The sequence below is a fragment of the Mesorhizobium sp. RCAM 06353 genome (genome assembly GCF_059683585.1).
In genome coordinates, this window is sequence record NZ_CM185031.1 from 3,734,971 (window position 1) to 3,750,036 (window position 15,066).

Here is a 15,066-nt window from a genome sequence, read left to right on the forward strand (position 1 = left end):
GACGAACCGGCGCCGAGGCGATTAGCTCTGCGTTCGGGATGGCAGCGCTGCCATCGGGGCAAATGCAGACATGAACGCGATTGGCTGGCTAAATCTCAGGAGCCTGAATCAGGAAGGCATTGTCTTTGCCATCGCGGTGGTGCTGTTCCTTGGCGCGGCCATAGGCCTGCCGGGCTTCATCGATCCCAACAACCTCGTCGCCATCGTCCGCTCGGTGTCGGTGCTGGGCATTCTGGCGCTCGGCATGGCTGTCGTCATCATCGGCCGCGGCATCGACCTGTCGGCGGTGGCGATCATGGCAATGTCGGTTGCCTGGTATCTGCAACTGCTCAACACCGGAACCTCGGACGGGCTGGCTTTCGCCTATGTGCTGGCTGGCGTGCTCGCCATCGGCCTGCTCAACGGTTTTCTCGTCGCTTATGCCGACGTGCCGGCGATCTTCGTGACGCTGGCGACCGGTTCCTTCGTCTTCGGCTATGTACGCTCGCAACTGATCACGCAGGATGCGGTGCCGGTGCCGCAGGGCCATTGGGTGGAATTGTTGGGCGGCCTGCGCTTCCTCGATATCCCGATCGAGGTCTTCGTCTTCGCGGGCCTCGCCTTCCTGTTCTTTCTCTTCCTGCGCTATACCAAATGGGGCCGTTACATCTATTTCGCCGGCGACAATCCGGTCGCGGCGCGCAACATCGGCATTCCGGTGCGGCCGATGCTGGTGCTGCGCTATGTGCTTTCGGCCTTCGTCGCGCTCATCGCCGGCCTGCTGACGGCGGCCAGCCTGCACTCGATCAACACCCGCATCGTCAATTCGACGCTGCTCTACGACATCGTGCTGGTGGCGGTGATCGGCGGCATCGGTCTGTCGGGCGGCAGGGGCGGGGTGCGCAACGTGCTGGTGGGCGCCGCGCTGATCGGCATTCTGCTCAACGCCATGACCATCATCGACATTCCGCTGCTCTACCAGAACCTGATCAAGGCAGCGATCCTGCTCGGCGCCATCATCGTCGACGGCATCATCAATCCGCGTGACGAACAGACCGCGCAACAGGGCGACATCTAGACCGGAACTGCGGCGGACGGTTGGGGCCGGCCGCCGATAACAACACCAAACCAGAGGACGTGACATGAGACTGATCAAGACACTTATGGCCGCCGCAACGGCGCTCGCCGTTACCGCCTTCGTGGCGCCGACCTTCGCCGCCGACGATCCCGGCCCGGCGGCCTACGCGCAGGCGCTCAAGGGCAAGCGCGTCATGCTGGTGCCGCTGGCGATGGGCTTCGACCTGGCGCAGGGCTGGGCGCATTACCTGAAGAAGGAAGTCGACGCCTGGGGCGGCACGTTCGAAACGCGCGATCCGAACTGGGTCGTCGATGCCGGTGCGCAAGCGATCACCGACGCGATCTCGTCGGACACCAGGCCTGACGTGCTGATCATCCACGCGCCGGATCTTAACTCCTATTCCAAGCTGATGAAGAAGGCGCAGGCCGCCGGCACCTATGTCATACTGGTCGACAATCCCGCCAACTTCCCGGCCGATGCCTTCGTCGGCAGCGACTGGGACCGGCTCGGCCAGCTCGAGGCCGAAGCGGCGATCAAGGGTTGCGGCGAAAATTCGTCGAAGAAGATCGGCCTGGTGCAGGGCGACCAAGCGAACTCTTCCAGCCTCTATCAGTATGCCGGCATCATGAAGGTGCTGGACAAGCATCCCGACTTCAAGGTGGTGGCCAAGCCCGACTCCAACTGGGACGCGACGACATCGCGCAATGTGACGACGACGATGCTGCAGCAGAACCCGGACATCTGCTCGATCATCGATTTCTGGGACGGTGACGCCACTGGCGCGTCGGCCGCGATCCGCGACGCCAAGCTCGATGGCAAGGTGTTTCTGGTCACCACCGGCGGCGGCGAGAAGGCGGCCGATTGCGACAAGCTGGCCGACGGCACCTATGGCGCCGTGGTGATGACCGATCTCGCCCGGCAGTCGGGCGACATGAACGCCATCATCAAGTTCCTGCTGCAGAGCGGCCAGCCGGCCGGCACCTCGCACACCTATATCTACACACTGGAGAAGGCGACGACCAAGGCCGACCTCAAGCCCGACAGCTGCTGGGATTTGAAGGCGCTGCAGGCCGAGGCGGCGGCGAAGTAAGCCGCGCTTTTTCGACTGAAATAAACGGGGTGGCCGGAACAATCTGGTCACCTCGTTCCCTCATGGAATAGCAGCCACCGATGTCCTTTCGCGAACGCCTCCAGTCCTGGCGCTACAATCTCGTGCCCGACCATCTGGTCGGCGAGATCCTGACCAAACGCTGGACCGACAACGCCATTCCCTTCCTGGCGCTGGTGGTGACATTGGCGACCTTCGGCTCGATCATTCCGGGCTTTTTCAAGCTGAACGCGCTGCAGGAATCGACCCGGCAGCTTGGCGAGTTCTCGATGGTCGTCACCGGCATGACGGTGGTGATGCTGGGCGGCGGCATCGATCTCTCGGTCGGCTCGATCTTCGCGCTGTCCTGCTTTTCCGCCGTCTACGTCTTCTTCATCCTCGAACAGTCGATCTGGCTGGCGCTGGCGGCTTCGCTCGCCACCGGTCTCGTCTTCGGCGCCATCAACGGCTACCTCGTCGGCTACCTCAGGCTGCGCGCCTTTCTCACCACGCTGGTGACCTTCATCTTCGGACGGGCGCTGTTCGACATCCTGGTCACCACCTACGCCGCCGACGTGCAGCTTTCGACCGCCACCTCGGATGTGCTCGACTTCATCGGTGACAGCACCTTCTGGGGCCTGTCCGTCTCGGTGTGGCTGGCGATCATTCTCGCCATCGTCACCCATATCGCGCTGACGCGCTCGCGGCCGGGATGGCATGTGCTGGCGGTCGGCGGCTCCCGGCGCTCGGCGCACAATGCCGGCATCCGCGTGCGCCGCACCGTGTTCATGACCTATGTTTTCTCCGGCTTCTGCGCCTCGATTGGCGGTTTTCTCATCGCCTGCCGGCTGAGCGGTGCAGGGCCTGGCACCGGCCTCAACCTCGAAATCATGGCGCTGACGGCGGCGGTGGTCGGCGGTGTCAGCCTCGGCGGCGGCCGCGGCTCGGTGATCAAGGGGCTGATGGGCGCCATCATTGTCTTGACCATGACCAATGGGCTGATCCGGCTGGGTTACGGCACCGGCACCAACCAGATGGTGCTCGGCATCATGTTGGCGGTGGCGGTGACGATCGATATCCGCTGGCTGAAGAACCGCCACAAGGTGCTGAACGAAGTCTATGTCGCGCCGGTCTACCTCAAGATGGGCGAGACACAGTCGGCCGTGCCTGGGTCCGGCACGCCCTATGAACTCGACAACCGTCTGTCGGCTGCCGACCATATCGGGCTTGGCGAACTGGAAGGGCCGGAAGACGTCATCCTCGACCGCGACGACCATCTCTATTGCGGCACGCGCCATGGCGAGATCGTCCGTTTTTTCGCACCGGACTATGTGAAGTCGGAAGTGTTTGCCCACATAGGCGGCTTTCCGCTGGGGCTGGCCTTCGACAGATCGGGCAATCTGATCAGCTGCGTCGGCGCCATGGGGCTGTATTCCGTTTCGCCGGAGCGCGAAGTGAAGCGCCTGTCGGCGGAGACGTCCCGCTCCTGGACCTCGATCGTCGACGATGCTCGGCTGCGCGATCCCAACGACTGCGACATCGCACCTGACGGCCGCATCTATTTTACGGATTCGACGAAGCGCTATGACGCGCATGACTGGGCGCTGGATTCGATCGAGAACCGCGCCACCGGGCGGCTGCTGGTCTATGACCCCAGGGACGGTTCGACCAAGACGCTGCTCGACGGCTACCGCTACACCAACGGCGTTTGCATGGCGCACGATGGCGAGTCGCTGTTCTTCGCCGAAAGCTGGGCCTGCCGCGTGCATCGCTACTGGCTGGAGGGGCCAAAGGCCGGCACCGCCGAATGCGTCATCCGCGACATGCCGGGCTATCCCGACAACATAAACCGCGCGTCGGACGGCAATTACTGGATGGCGTGGCTCGGCATGCGCACGCCGAGCTTCGACCTCTCACTCCGCCATCCCGATATGCGCAAGCGCATGACGCGCCGGCTGCCGCAGGACGAGTGGCTGTTTCCCAACATCAACACCGGCGGCGTGGTGAAATTCAACGAGACGGGCGGGATCGTCGAGGCGATGGGCGACCTCAGCGGCGGCGCGCACCCGATGGTCACCTCGATGCGCGAGCACAAGGGATATCTCTTCGTCGGCGGCATCCTCAACAACCGCATCGGCCGCTACAGAATAGCTGGCGCCGACCCGAACTGGACCAGCCCCGCTTCCTATTGGGGAGCGAAGTCATGATCCTCGATCCGATCCTGGACATGTTTCGCGGCAAGGCGGTGACCATCCCGCCGCTCGACGGCGCTTTTCGGCCCAACACGCGCCTCGACGATGCGCCGGCGTTTGCCGAGCTGACCGAGCCGGATAATCTGGTTGTTTCAAGGAACGAGTTGCTCGCCTCCAGCGGCAATGCGGTCTATTCGCTTGCCGCCGGAGCCGAGCCCAAGCTCATCGAGACCTTTCCGTCTCTGATCGCGGCACTGGCTCTGTCGCCGTTGGGCGAGCTGACGGTTGGGCTGGACAGCGGCAAGCTGCTGATATCGGGCAAGGAGGTTTCGCTGCCGGCCGAAATCCGCTGCATCACCGCGCTTGCCTATGCCGAGGATGGCACGCTGTGGCTGGCCAATGGTTCGGCCGAGCATGCGCCATCGCAATGGGCGGCCGATCTGATGAAGAAGGGTGCGTCCGGTTCGCTTTGGAAACGCGACGCGGCAGGTGGCGAATTCCGCAAGGTCGCCGGCGACATCGCGTTTCCATACGGCCTCCATCCCATCGGCAAGGATGCGCTGGTCAGCGAAAGCTGGCGCCATCAGCTCGTCCGCTTCGATGGCGCGACCGGCAATCGCTCGACGGTGCTGACGCATCTGCCCGGCTATCCGGCGCGGCTGTCGCCCGCCAGCGATGGCGGGGCGTGGCTGGCGCTGTTCGCGCCGCGCAATCGGCTGATCGAATTCGTGCTGCAGGAAACGCACTACCGGCAGGACATGATCGACCAAGTGCCGCCGGCCTATTGGATCGCGCCGACGCTGGCCTCCAGCCGCAGTTTCCTCGAACCGCTGCAATGCGGCGGCATCAGAACCATGGGCATCCACAAGCCATGGTCGCCGAGCCGTTCCTACGGGCTGGTGGTCAGGCTCGACGCAAAGATGCAGCCGCAATTCAGCCTGCACAGCCGCGCTAACGGCACGCGCCACGGCATCTGCAGCGTGGCGGAGAAGGACGGCCGGCTGTTCATCGCCTCCAGGGGCGGCGACTGTGTACTTGCCGTCGATACGGGAGGTTTCTGATGGAACCGATCGTTCGCCTGGAGAACGTCACCAAGAACTATCGCGGCGTGCCAGCGGTCAAGAACGTCAGTTTCGACCTGCGCAAGGGCGAAATCCACGCGCTGCTCGGCGAGAACGGCGCGGGAAAGTCGACGCTGACCAAGATCATCGCAGGCGTCGTCGACGCCACGTCGGGCAAGATGTTCCACAAGGGCCGGGAGATCGCCTACGCCTCTCCGCATGCAGCGCTCGAGGCCGGTATTGCCATGGTGTTCCAGGAAACCAGCCTGGTGCCGTCGATGACGGTGGCGCAGAACCTCTATCTCGGTACTGAAAAATTCCTCAACCGGCTGCGCGGCACGTATATTTCAGCACAGCAATTCCTGCAGTCGCTGAATTTCCCGGTCGATCCCAACGCGATGGTGGCGACGCTGGGTGCGGCCAAGCGGCAGATGGTCGAGATCGCCCGCGCCGTTCACCACAATGCCGAGATCATCATCTTCGACGAGCCGACGGCGACGCTGACGCCGGAAGAAAAGCGCCACTTCTTCGCGCTGATCCGTCGGCTGAAGGCGGGCGGCGTGTCGATCGTCTTCATCAGCCACGCGCTGGAAGAGGCGCTTGCCATTGCCGACCGCATCACCATTTTGCGCGATGGCGAGTTGGTCATCACCGACGACACATCGGCCTTCGATCGCGACAAGATCGTCGCCGCCATGGTCGGGCGCACACTGTCGGGGCAGATCTATCGCCAGCGCGACGAGGCCAAGCTGCGCAAGGCGGGCAAGAAGGTGCTGTCGGTGCAGGACATTTCGATGAGCAATGTCGTGCGCAACAACTCCTTCTCGATCTTCGAGGGCCAGATCACCGGTGTGTTCGGGCTGATCGGCTCGGGCCGCACCGAGACCTTCAAGATTGTCTCCGGCATCTACAAGCGCGACTTTTTGCGCGGTGGCGCGATCGAACTGGACGACAAACCGGTGCGCTATCTCGTGCCGAGCGAAGCGGTGGCCGACGGCATCGTCTATGTCACAGAAGACCGCAAGAGCGAAGGCATTTTCGAGACGATGGGCATTGCCGAGAACCTGTTTGGCGGGCTCTTGGCAGCGGGCCGCGAAAAGGCCTGGGTGATCAACCAGCAGGAGATGCGGCAGCTCTCGGCCGAATGGACGAAGACGCTGAACATCAAGGCGATCAACGACAATGCGCGTGTCGTCGAGCTCTCCGGCGGCAACCAGCAAAAGGTTGTGATCGGCAAGGGCCTGGTGCAGCAGCCACGCATCGTCATCTTCGACGAGCCGACACGCGGCGTCGATGTCGGGGCGATTGCCGAGATCCACCAGATCATCAACCGGCTGGCCGATGAGGGGTTGGCCGTGGTCGTCATCTCGTCCTACCTGCCGGAGATCATGAACCTGTCGGACCGGATTCTGGTGTGCCGGCAAGGGCGTATCGTCGAGGAGTTTTCGCCGGCGGAGGCGACGGAGGAGAAGATCATGTATGCGGCGGTGCATTAGGGGTGCTGGCTGGTGCTTGGTGGTGCGTATGCGTTGGAAATTGGCGATAACGCCTGTCCCTTCGTCATCCTGGGGCGTAGCAAGGAGCGAAGCGACGCGGCGCAGACCCCAGGATCCATGCCGGGACTCGGATGCGCCGCCACGGTGCAGGATTCTGCTCCGCTGCACACTTCGATAGGCGTCACGGAATGGATCCCAGGGTCTCCGCGACGCCGCTTCGCGGCTGCTCCGCCCTAGGATGACGAAGGTGAGGGAGGCTCCGCAAACCTCCACGGTTCTGCTCCAATGCGCACGAAAACTGAATCAGAAAAGCCGGTTAGCCATCTTTGCTCGCGACCTGATTCAACGACCTGATCCACCGATTCAAAGAAGGGAAAAACACCATGGCCGCCACAAGACTCCTCAGCGATGCCGAGGTCGAAAAAATCCCGGCGGTGAAGGCCGTGTTCGACGATATCAGGGCGACGCGCAAATCCGATTTCGTCAACAATTTCTGGCGCGGGCTCGCCAATGATCCCCCGGCGCTGAAGCGCATCTGGGAACAGCTGAAAGTAGTCATGGTGGCGGACAGCGCCATCGATCCGCTGACCAAGGAAATGATCTACATCGCGGTGTCGACCGCCAACGGCTGCTCCTACTGCGTCCATTCGCATACGGCGGCGGCGCGCGCCAAGGGGATGACCGACGCGCAGCATGGCGAGCTGGTGTCGATTATCGGGCTGGCTGGCCAGACCAACCATCTGGTGACGGCGATGCAGATCCCGGTTGATCCGCAATTCGAGGTGAAGTGAACCTGTCTTGCTGCCGCGTGTCAAAGGATTGTGAGCGCGGACGATGCGCCGACTAACGACAGCAAGTATCTGAAATATCTTCAATTTCCGCGCTGCGGCGATCTTCGCTGAGACTCTTCGTCGGCGGCTGTTCGCAATTGCACAATTTATCCCAGCCGCTGTTAAGGAAGTGACATGGAACGACATTAAGGAAGCCCCATGCGATGCCGCTCGCCTGGGGGCGCGGCTCGCATGGTGGAGCCGGCATGAAAATCGTTCAAATCACAGACACCCATTTCAGCCCGACCAAGCCGCACTTCAACGGCAATTGGGAGCCGCTGGCCGCCTGGATCGAGCAGAGCGGCGCGGACCTTGTCATCCATACCGGCGACCTCAGCGTCGACGGCGCCGACAAGGACGACGACATCACCTTCTGCATGGATCTGATGCGGGAAATCTCCACGCCGATGCTGCTGGTGCCCGGCAATCACGATGTCGGCCATCTCCCGGGTTCCTTGCAGCCAGTCAATGCCGGACGTCTCGAGCGCTGGCGCCGGCTGGTCGGCCCGGATTACTGGATGGAGGACACTGGCAACTGGCGCCTCGTCGGGCTCGACAGCCTGCTGATGGGGTTTGACGATGCCGAGGACGAGGCGCAGTTCGACTGGCTGCGGAGCGCACTGGAAAGCCGCGGCGGCCGGCGCGTTGCGCTCTTCGCCCACAAGCCGCTGTTTATCGATGAACCCGGCGAGGGCGATACCGGCTACTGGAGTGTCAGGCCGGCGCAACGCCAGCGCCTCTACGATCAGATCGCGGCCCACGATGTTGTGCTGTTTGCAAGCGGCCACCTGCACCGGGCCTGGCAAGGCCGGTACGAAAACACGTCGCTGATATGGGGCCCGTCGGCCGCCTTCGTCGTCGGTGACATGGAGCGGGAAATGCCGGGCGAGCGGCTGCTTGGCGCCGTCATCCACCAATTCGGCGACACGGTTGCCAGCGAGATCGTCGCCATCCCCGGCATGACCACCTACGTCCTCGATGATGTGGTCGAGGAGGTATATCCGCACGAGGCGCACAAGGTTCGAAAGCGGGTCGCGTCATGAGCGCGCTGTCGCTTCGCGGCCTGAGGAAATCCTTCGGCGGCAACGCCATTTTGAACGGCGTCAGCCTCGATGTCGAAGCGGGCGAATTCATCGCTCTGGTCGGCCCGTCCGGGTGCGGCAAGAGCACCTTGCTGCGCATCCTGGCCGGGCTCGAGCATGCCGACAGCGGCGATATCTTCGTCGGCGGCAGGGACATGTCGCCGGTTGCCGCGGCCGACCGCAACATCGCCATGGTGTTCCAGTCCTACGCGCTCTATCCGCATCTGACGGCTGGCCAGAACATCGCCGTGCCGCTTGCCATGAAGCGGCTGAGCCGGTCGCAGCGCCTGCCGCTGGTCGGCTCCCTGCTGCCCGGCCAAAGGGAAATCCGCACCGGCATCACGCGCGATGTCCGCGAGATGGCGGGTTTGCTCAAGATCGACCATCTGCTCGACCGCAAGCCGGGGCAGATGTCGGGCGGCCAGCGGCAACGCGTTGCCCTGGCGCGCGCCATGGTGCGCCAGCCCAGGATCTTCCTGATGGACGAACCGCTGTCCAATCTCGATGCCAATCTGCGCGTCCATGCGCGCGGCGAGATCGTCGAACTGCATCGCCGCGCCGGCGTGCCGACGCTTTATGTGACGCATGACCAGGCCGAAGCGCTTTCGATGGCCGACCGCGTGGCGGTGATGATCGGCGGCAATCTGCTGCAGCTCGCCGCGCCCGAAGTGATCTACAACGATCCCGCCCATATCGAGGTCGCGCGTTTCGTCGGCCAGCCGAGGATCAACATCATCCAGGCGCTCGCCGAAAACGGCCGCGTCGGCTTCGAAGGCATCCGGCTGGCCCTGCTGGAGAAGGTGGCGGACGGTCCAGTCAGCCTCGGCATCCGGCCTGAATTCGTGAGACTGTCTCCCAGCGGGCGCAGCGGCCTTGCTGGGCGGATTGAGCGCCTCGAATTCCTCGGTTCGGAAGTCATTGCCCATTGCCGTCTCGATACCTCCGGCGACAGCGTCATCGCCAAGCTGGCGCCGCAGGAGGCGAGGGACCTGATCGCCGGAATGCCGGTGGGTGTCCTTCTGGCGCAGGAACAGGCGATGGTCTTCGGGCCGGAGGGAAAGCGGCTGCGCATTGCGGACTTGGCTGGCGCGCGGCAGGAGCCGGCCTATGTCTAGCGTCGCGCTGGCGGGCAATGTCCCGAGCGCCGCGGCGCTTCGTGCGCGCAGCGAGGACCGGACCGCCTGGCTGCTGGCGGCGCCGGCGATCGTGCTGTTGCTGCTGTTCGTGCTCTTGCCGGTGGCCGCCGTCATCTTCCTCGGCTTCACCGATTTCGAGCTCGGTTACGGCAAGTTTCGCTTCGTCGGCTTCGAGAATTATGCGCATCTCCTGAACGACCGCACCTTCCGCCGGTCGCTGTGGAACACATCAGTCTATACGGCGATCGTCGCGCCGGTCTCGATCGCGCTTGGCCTCGGGGTTGCGCTGCTGATCGAAGGCGAGGGGCGGGCGCGCGGCTTTTTCCGCACCGTCTATTTCCTGCCCGTCGCCTCGCTGATCGTCGCCATGGCGACCGTCTGGCAATACATCTTCCACCCGACGATCGGGCCGCTCAACGCGCTGCTTTCGCTGGCCGGCATTCCCGGCCCGAACTGGCTCGGCGCGTCGAATACCGTGCTCTACAGCCTGTCGATCATCGGCATCTGGCAGTCGATCGGCTTCAACATGGTGCTGTTCCTGGCCGGCCTGACGGCGATCCCGCGCGAGCTCTATGCCGCCGCTCATGTCGACGGCGCGAAATCGGCGCTCGACCGGTTCTTCCTCGTCACCTGGCCAATGCTCGGGCCGACGACGCTGTTCGTCGTCACCATCAGCATCACCAATGCGGTGAAGGTTTTCGAGACGGTGAAGATGCTGACCGACGGCGGCCCCAACAAGGCGTCCGAAGTGCTGCTTTTTACCATCTACCAGGAAGGGTTCGTCTATCTGCGCGTCGGCTACGCCTCGGCGATGACGGTCGTCTTCCTGGCAATTCTGGTCGTGCTGATGCTCCTGCATTACCGCGTGCTCGACCGGCGGGTGCACTACACATGACGAGCATCCCGGCTGGCCGCATCATCCGCTTCGCGCTGCTTACGCTCGGCGCGCTGATGATCCTTGCACCCTACATCTTTATGATCTCGACGGCGGGCAAGACGCAGAGCGATATCTTCACCTCGTTGCTGACGCTCATCCCGCAGCATTTCTACTTCGCCGAGAATTTCGCCAAGGCGTTTGCCAAGGTGCCGATGGCGACGCTGCTGTGGAACGGCGTCATCGTCTGCGGCCTGATCTTCTTCTTTCAGGTCGTGGTCGCCATCCCTTGCGCCTATGCGATAGCCAAGCTGAAGTTCCGCGCCGCGCGGCTGATGATGGTGCTGGTCATGCTCGGCCTGCTGGTGCCGATCCATGCGACGGCGCTGCCGCTCTATGTCGCCTTCGACAGGATGTCGCTCTTGAACAGCTACACCTCGCTGGTTGCGCCCTTCACCATATCGGTGTTCGCGATCTTCATGTTCCTGCAGTTCTTTCGCGCCATGCCCGACGACCTCCTGCACGCGGCGCGGCTCGACGGCATGTCGGAACTCGGCATCATCGCCCGCGTCATCGTGCCCAATGCGTGGCCGGCGGTGACCGCGTTCGCCATCTTTTCCGTCGTCGCGCACTGGAACGATCTCTACTGGCCGCTGATCGTCGTCAGCAAGCAGGCCTACGCTACGCCGCCGCTCGGCCTGATGTATTTCCGCGCCGCCGAGGCCGGCGACGACTACGGCGCGCTGATGGCCGCCACGCTGATCATCACCCTTCCTCTCGTCGCCGCCTTCCTGCTCGCGCAGAAGCGTTTCGTCGAGGGCATCACCATGACCGGTCTCAAAGGTTGACCGGACCAACAAGGAGCACGAGCAATGAAGCATATCTCCAGGATTTTCGCGGCGGCGGCGGTGTCGCTGGCGGCGGCCCTTCCGGCCTATGCCGAAACGACGCTGACGGTCCACTACCCGATGCCCGGCTTCTTCAAGAACGTGATGGACACGATCTCGAAGAAGTTCATGGAGGAAAATCCCGACATCAAGATCCAGTTCGCCAGCCCGTCGGCGACCTATGAGGAAGGCATCCAGACCATTCTTCGCCAGGCCGGCACCGACGAGATGCCCGACATCACCTTTATCGGCCTCAACCGCCTGCGCATGCTCAACGAGCGTGACGTTGCCGTCGATCTTGGCCCGCTGGTCAAGAAGGAAGGCAATATGGCGGAACTCGGTTTCTCCGACACGATCCTGAAGCTCGCGCAGGTCAACGGCAAGCAGGTTGGCCTCGCCTTCGCCACGTCCAATCCGATCATGTACTACAATGCCGATCTGGTGAAAGCGGCCGGTGGCGATCCGGACAATCCGCCCAAGACCTGGGACGAGGTCATCGCGCTCGGCGGCAAGATCAAGGCGCTTGGCAACGGTGTCGACGGCATCGACTTCCGCTGGCAGGGCGACGACTGGATGTTCTCGGCGCTGCTGTTCGGCGCCGGCGGCAGGATGCTGAACGAGGACGAAAGCAAGGTCGCCTTCAACGGGCCGGAAGGCGAGAAGGCGGTGGAGATCCTGGCGCGCATGGTGAAGGAGGGTGGCATGCCGGTCTTCACCAAGCCGGCGGGCGAGCAGGCCTTCGCGGCCGGCAAGGTCGGCTTCGAATTCCAGACCACCGGTGCGCTGGTCAACACCATCAAGAATGTCGGCGACAAGTTCACGCTACGCACCGCCAAAATCCCGCTGATCGATCCGGTCAATGGCCATCTGCCGACCGGCGGTAATGCCGTGGTCATCCTGACCAAGGACACGGCCAAGCAGGAAGCCGCCTGGAAGTTCGCGAAATTCGCCGCCGGCCCCTACGGCGCTTCCGTCGTCGTGCCGGGCACGGGCTATGTGCCGAACAATGAGCTGGCGGCGAAATCGTCGGACTATCTCGGCGATTTCTACAAGAAGAACCCGCTGTTCCAGGCCGGGCTCAGCCAGATGCCGCTGATGGTTCCGTGGTATGCCTTCCCGGGCACCAACGGCGTCAAGGTGACGCAGACCATCGTCGACAACCTGTCGCGCATCGTCGACCAGTCGGCCTCTCCTAAGGAAGCGCTCACCGACGCGGCCAGCGACGTCGAAGGCATGCTGCCGACGCAGTAAGGGTTTTCCAGAGCAGCCGCCGCGCCAGCGCGGCGGCTGCTCTATGTCAGACCGGCCGGTAGACCCGCTCGGCCGTGTTCCAGAAGATGTCGGCCTCGGCGGCTGCACCATGCTTCGCCACCGCATCGCGGTGCGCCTTGATCAACTCGGCGTGGCTGGTCCACAGCTTCTCGATCGGGAAGTTCGAACCGAACATCAGATGGCCAGAGCCCAGAATGTCGATCGCGTTGTCGATGATGTAGGCGATGAGCGCCGGGTCGTTGCGGTGGACGAAGGTGCCGAGGCCAGAGAGCTTGGCGTAGAAATTCGGCGCTGCCGACAGCGTGCGCAGGCCGGCCTTCCAGGCATCGGTGGTTTCCGGCTCCATGCCGGTCAGCATGCCGGCATGGGTGAGGATGAAGTTGGTTTGCGGATTTTCACCGACCAGCGTCACCCCGTCCTTCATCTGGGCGGGGAAGAGCTGCAGGTCGAAGGACAGGCCATAGTCCTTCAGCCGCGCCACGTTGGCGCGCACCTTGGGGTCGATGACCTGGTCGGCCGAGGCGGCGAAGCGGAAGGCCGGCGTCTCATGCCAGTGCAGTTGCATGCGCACGCCGCGCAGCAGCCTGTATTTCATCAGCCGGTCGATCTGCGGCCTGACATCGTCGACCGTCATGTCGGCATAGCCGACGATGGCATGCGGCCAGCCGGTTTCGTCAGCGGTCTTCTGCAGGAAGGCGACTTCCTTTTCGAAATCCTCCTTGGCCCAGTTGGTCTGGACATAGACGGCCTTTTCTACGCCCGAGCCTTGCTGGTCTTCGAGGAATTCCCCTATCGGATAGTCGCGGCGGATCGGCTCATAGGGGCCGAAGATGCGCGGCACCATCGGTCCGACCAGCCAGGGCTGGTCCTGTTGGCGCCAGATGTGGAAATGTGCGTCGATGGCTTTCTGCATCACGAAACCCTTTTCCAGATTGCCGATGCCGCGGGGGCAGGGCGGGCAAGCGACAGGATGAAATCGGTGAGGCCGGCGAGCGACGAGCCGTCGACCAGATCGTCCAGCGCCGGCAGGATGGCGCGGAGAGCCGCCGTCACCGGGCGGAAACGCGGGTCGCCAGCCAAGGGTGTGGCCAGCGACAGCCGGAAGGCGCGTGCGCTGAGCCTTCGCATCGCCGTCTCCAGCTCGGCATGGTCGCCGCGCTCCAGCGCATCGGACAGGATGACGATCGCGGCACCGCGCGCGAAGGACGAAAAGCGCGGCACCGAGAGGAAAGCGAGCAGCGTCGGTCCCATGCGGGTGCCGCCGTCCCAGTCGTCGACCTGGGCGGCCGCGCGCGCCAGCGCCTGGTCGTGGTCGCGGATGCGCAGAGCCGTGGTGATGCGGGTTAGCCGTGTGCCGAAGGTGAAAATCTCGGCGCGATCCGCGCCTTGCACGGCGGCATGCGCCAGCTTGAGATAGTCCGCCGTGTGCAGCTTCATCGAGCCGGAGACGTCGATCAGCAGCAGCAGCTTGCGCGGCACCGTCTGGCGGCGGCGCAGCAGTGGCGAGGGCACATCGCCGTCGGCGCTGACAATTTCGCGCAGCGAGCGGCGCAAGTCGAGCTTGCCGCGCGAATGGGTGCGCACGGTGCGGAAGGAACGGCGGGCGGGCAGGGCGGTCGACAGCTTGCGGCGGAAGGCGGTCAGCCTGTCGTCGTCGCGCTGGAAGTCGCGCATGCTCAACTGCTCCAGAGCCGAGGACAGTTCGCCGCCTTCGCGGCTGTGCTCGGCTTCAATCCGCGGGTTGTCGGCGCCACCATCATCCTTGATGCGGGGTTCCTCATCCGCATCACCTTCGACCACGGCTGAGGTGTTGCCGTAGAAATGGCTCTGGAAATGCGCGTCGAATTCTTCGCGGCGGTCGGGTGGCGGTGCAAGGGTGGCAAGCGCGGCCTCGCGGATATCGGCCATCGAGCGGGGGCCGAGCAAGGTCACGGCCTGCATGAAGCTGGAGACTTGTTCGGGGGCGACGGCGAAGCCGTAGCGGCGCAGCAGGCGGCCGAAGCCGAGCAGGGGGGCTGCGGCGCGAGGCAGGCTTTCCTGTCTCCGATAGCGCTGCCCCTCATCCGCCCCTTCGGGGCACCTTCTCCCCGTG

The 15,066-nt window shown here is 63.7% G+C and carries 13 protein-coding genes; 11 read left to right on the forward strand and 2 right to left on the reverse strand.

Translation table 11 applies throughout. The annotated features are described in order from the left end of the window. The first annotated feature begins 70 nt into the window (after positions 1 to 70). The 11 genes from AC56QX_RS18070 to AC56QX_RS18120 all read left to right on the forward strand — a co-directional run bounded on the left by AC56QX_RS18070 (position 71) and on the right by AC56QX_RS18120 (position 12,953). A complete protein-coding gene (locus AC56QX_RS18070; protein WP_497109751.1) occupies positions 71 to 1,057 on the forward strand; it encodes an ABC transporter permease in 987 nt (328 codons plus the stop codon). 64 nt (positions 1,058 to 1,121) lie between these two features. Beyond that, positions 1,122 to 2,147 (forward strand): sugar ABC transporter substrate-binding protein, encoded by a 1,026-nt coding sequence (locus tag AC56QX_RS18075; RefSeq protein ID WP_477224542.1) that lies wholly within the window; start codon positions 1,122 to 1,124, stop codon positions 2,145 to 2,147. Between the two features lie 80 nt (positions 2,148 to 2,227). Continuing rightward, positions 2,228 to 4,351 carry an ABC transporter permease gene (locus AC56QX_RS18080; protein ID WP_497109752.1) on the forward strand — a complete coding sequence of 708 codons (2,124 nt, stop codon included), beginning with the start codon at positions 2,228 to 2,230 and terminating at the stop codon, positions 4,349 to 4,351. Then, on the forward strand, positions 4,348 to 5,397 hold the full coding sequence (locus tag AC56QX_RS18085) for an NHL repeat-containing protein (RefSeq protein WP_497109753.1): 1,050 nt from the start codon (positions 4,348 to 4,350) through the stop codon (positions 5,395 to 5,397). Before AC56QX_RS18080 ends, AC56QX_RS18085 begins: the two co-directional genes overlap by 4 nt. Then, positions 5,397 to 6,893 carry a sugar ABC transporter ATP-binding protein gene (locus tag AC56QX_RS18090; protein ID WP_497109754.1) on the forward strand — a complete coding sequence of 499 codons (1,497 nt, stop codon included), beginning with the start codon at positions 5,397 to 5,399 and terminating at the stop codon, positions 6,891 to 6,893. The genes AC56QX_RS18085 and AC56QX_RS18090 overlap by 1 nt, the downstream gene beginning before the upstream one ends. A 383-nt stretch (positions 6,894 to 7,276) precedes the next feature. Continuing rightward, positions 7,277 to 7,684 carry a carboxymuconolactone decarboxylase family protein gene (locus AC56QX_RS18095; protein ID WP_091581186.1) on the forward strand — a complete coding sequence of 136 codons (408 nt, stop codon included), beginning with the start codon at positions 7,277 to 7,279 and terminating at the stop codon, positions 7,682 to 7,684. 245 nt (positions 7,685 to 7,929) lie between these two features. After that, positions 7,930 to 8,766, forward strand: coding sequence for a metallophosphoesterase family protein (locus AC56QX_RS18100; RefSeq protein WP_497109755.1), 837 nt, complete (start codon positions 7,930 to 7,932; stop codon positions 8,764 to 8,766). Then, positions 8,763 to 9,920 (forward strand): ABC transporter ATP-binding protein, encoded by a 1,158-nt coding sequence (locus AC56QX_RS18105; protein WP_497109757.1) that lies wholly within the window; start codon positions 8,763 to 8,765, stop codon positions 9,918 to 9,920. The genes AC56QX_RS18100 and AC56QX_RS18105 overlap by 4 nt, the downstream gene beginning before the upstream one ends. Beyond that, entirely contained in the window at positions 9,913 to 10,836 is a 924-nt protein-coding gene (locus AC56QX_RS18110) for a carbohydrate ABC transporter permease (protein WP_497109758.1), read from the forward strand. Before AC56QX_RS18105 ends, AC56QX_RS18110 begins: the two co-directional genes overlap by 8 nt. After that, positions 10,833 to 11,663, forward strand: a complete 831-nt coding sequence (locus AC56QX_RS18115; protein WP_497109759.1) for a carbohydrate ABC transporter permease — start codon at positions 10,833 to 10,835, stop codon at positions 11,661 to 11,663. The genes AC56QX_RS18110 and AC56QX_RS18115 overlap by 4 nt, the downstream gene beginning before the upstream one ends. Before the next feature lie 24 nt (positions 11,664 to 11,687). Next, positions 11,688 to 12,953: an ABC transporter substrate-binding protein gene (locus tag AC56QX_RS18120; protein ID WP_497109760.1), complete on the forward strand. Its 1,266-nt coding sequence runs from the start codon at positions 11,688 to 11,690 to the stop codon at positions 12,951 to 12,953. Between the two features lie 46 nt (positions 12,954 to 12,999). Here the strand turns inward: AC56QX_RS18120 and AC56QX_RS18125 are convergent, their stop codons facing one another. Beyond that, positions 13,000 to 13,887, reverse strand: a complete 888-nt coding sequence (locus AC56QX_RS18125; RefSeq protein ID WP_497117799.1) for an amidohydrolase family protein — start codon at positions 13,885 to 13,887, stop codon at positions 13,000 to 13,002. After that, positions 13,887 to 15,005 carry a vWA domain-containing protein gene (locus tag AC56QX_RS18130; RefSeq protein WP_497117800.1) on the reverse strand — a complete coding sequence of 373 codons (1,119 nt, stop codon included), beginning with the start codon at positions 15,003 to 15,005 and terminating at the stop codon, positions 13,887 to 13,889. The genes AC56QX_RS18125 and AC56QX_RS18130 overlap by 1 nt, the downstream gene beginning before the upstream one ends. Between the last annotated feature and the right edge of the window lie 61 nt (positions 15,006 to 15,066).

Coding starts and splice junctions, on each gene's coding strand:
- AC56QX_RS18070 (WP_497109751.1), top strand. CDS start 71: ATGAACGCGATTGGCTGGCTAAATCTCAGGAGCCTGAATCAGGAAGGC.
- AC56QX_RS18075 (WP_477224542.1), top strand. CDS start 1,122: ATGAGACTGATCAAGACACTTATGGCCGCCGCAACGGCGCTCGCCGTT.
- AC56QX_RS18080 (WP_497109752.1), top strand. CDS start 2,228: ATGTCCTTTCGCGAACGCCTCCAGTCCTGGCGCTACAATCTCGTGCCC.
- AC56QX_RS18085 (WP_497109753.1), top strand. CDS start 4,348: ATGATCCTCGATCCGATCCTGGACATGTTTCGCGGCAAGGCGGTGACC.
- AC56QX_RS18090 (WP_497109754.1), top strand. CDS start 5,397: ATGGAACCGATCGTTCGCCTGGAGAACGTCACCAAGAACTATCGCGGC.
- AC56QX_RS18095 (WP_091581186.1), top strand. CDS start 7,277: ATGGCCGCCACAAGACTCCTCAGCGATGCCGAGGTCGAAAAAATCCCG.
- AC56QX_RS18100 (WP_497109755.1), top strand. CDS start 7,930: ATGAAAATCGTTCAAATCACAGACACCCATTTCAGCCCGACCAAGCCG.
- AC56QX_RS18105 (WP_497109757.1), top strand. CDS start 8,763: ATGAGCGCGCTGTCGCTTCGCGGCCTGAGGAAATCCTTCGGCGGCAAC.
- AC56QX_RS18110 (WP_497109758.1), top strand. CDS start 9,913: ATGTCTAGCGTCGCGCTGGCGGGCAATGTCCCGAGCGCCGCGGCGCTT.
- AC56QX_RS18115 (WP_497109759.1), top strand. CDS start 10,833: ATGACGAGCATCCCGGCTGGCCGCATCATCCGCTTCGCGCTGCTTACG.
- AC56QX_RS18120 (WP_497109760.1), top strand. CDS start 11,688: ATGAAGCATATCTCCAGGATTTTCGCGGCGGCGGCGGTGTCGCTGGCG.
- AC56QX_RS18125 (WP_497117799.1), bottom strand. CDS start 13,887: ATGCAGAAAGCCATCGACGCACATTTCCACATCTGGCGCCAACAGGAC.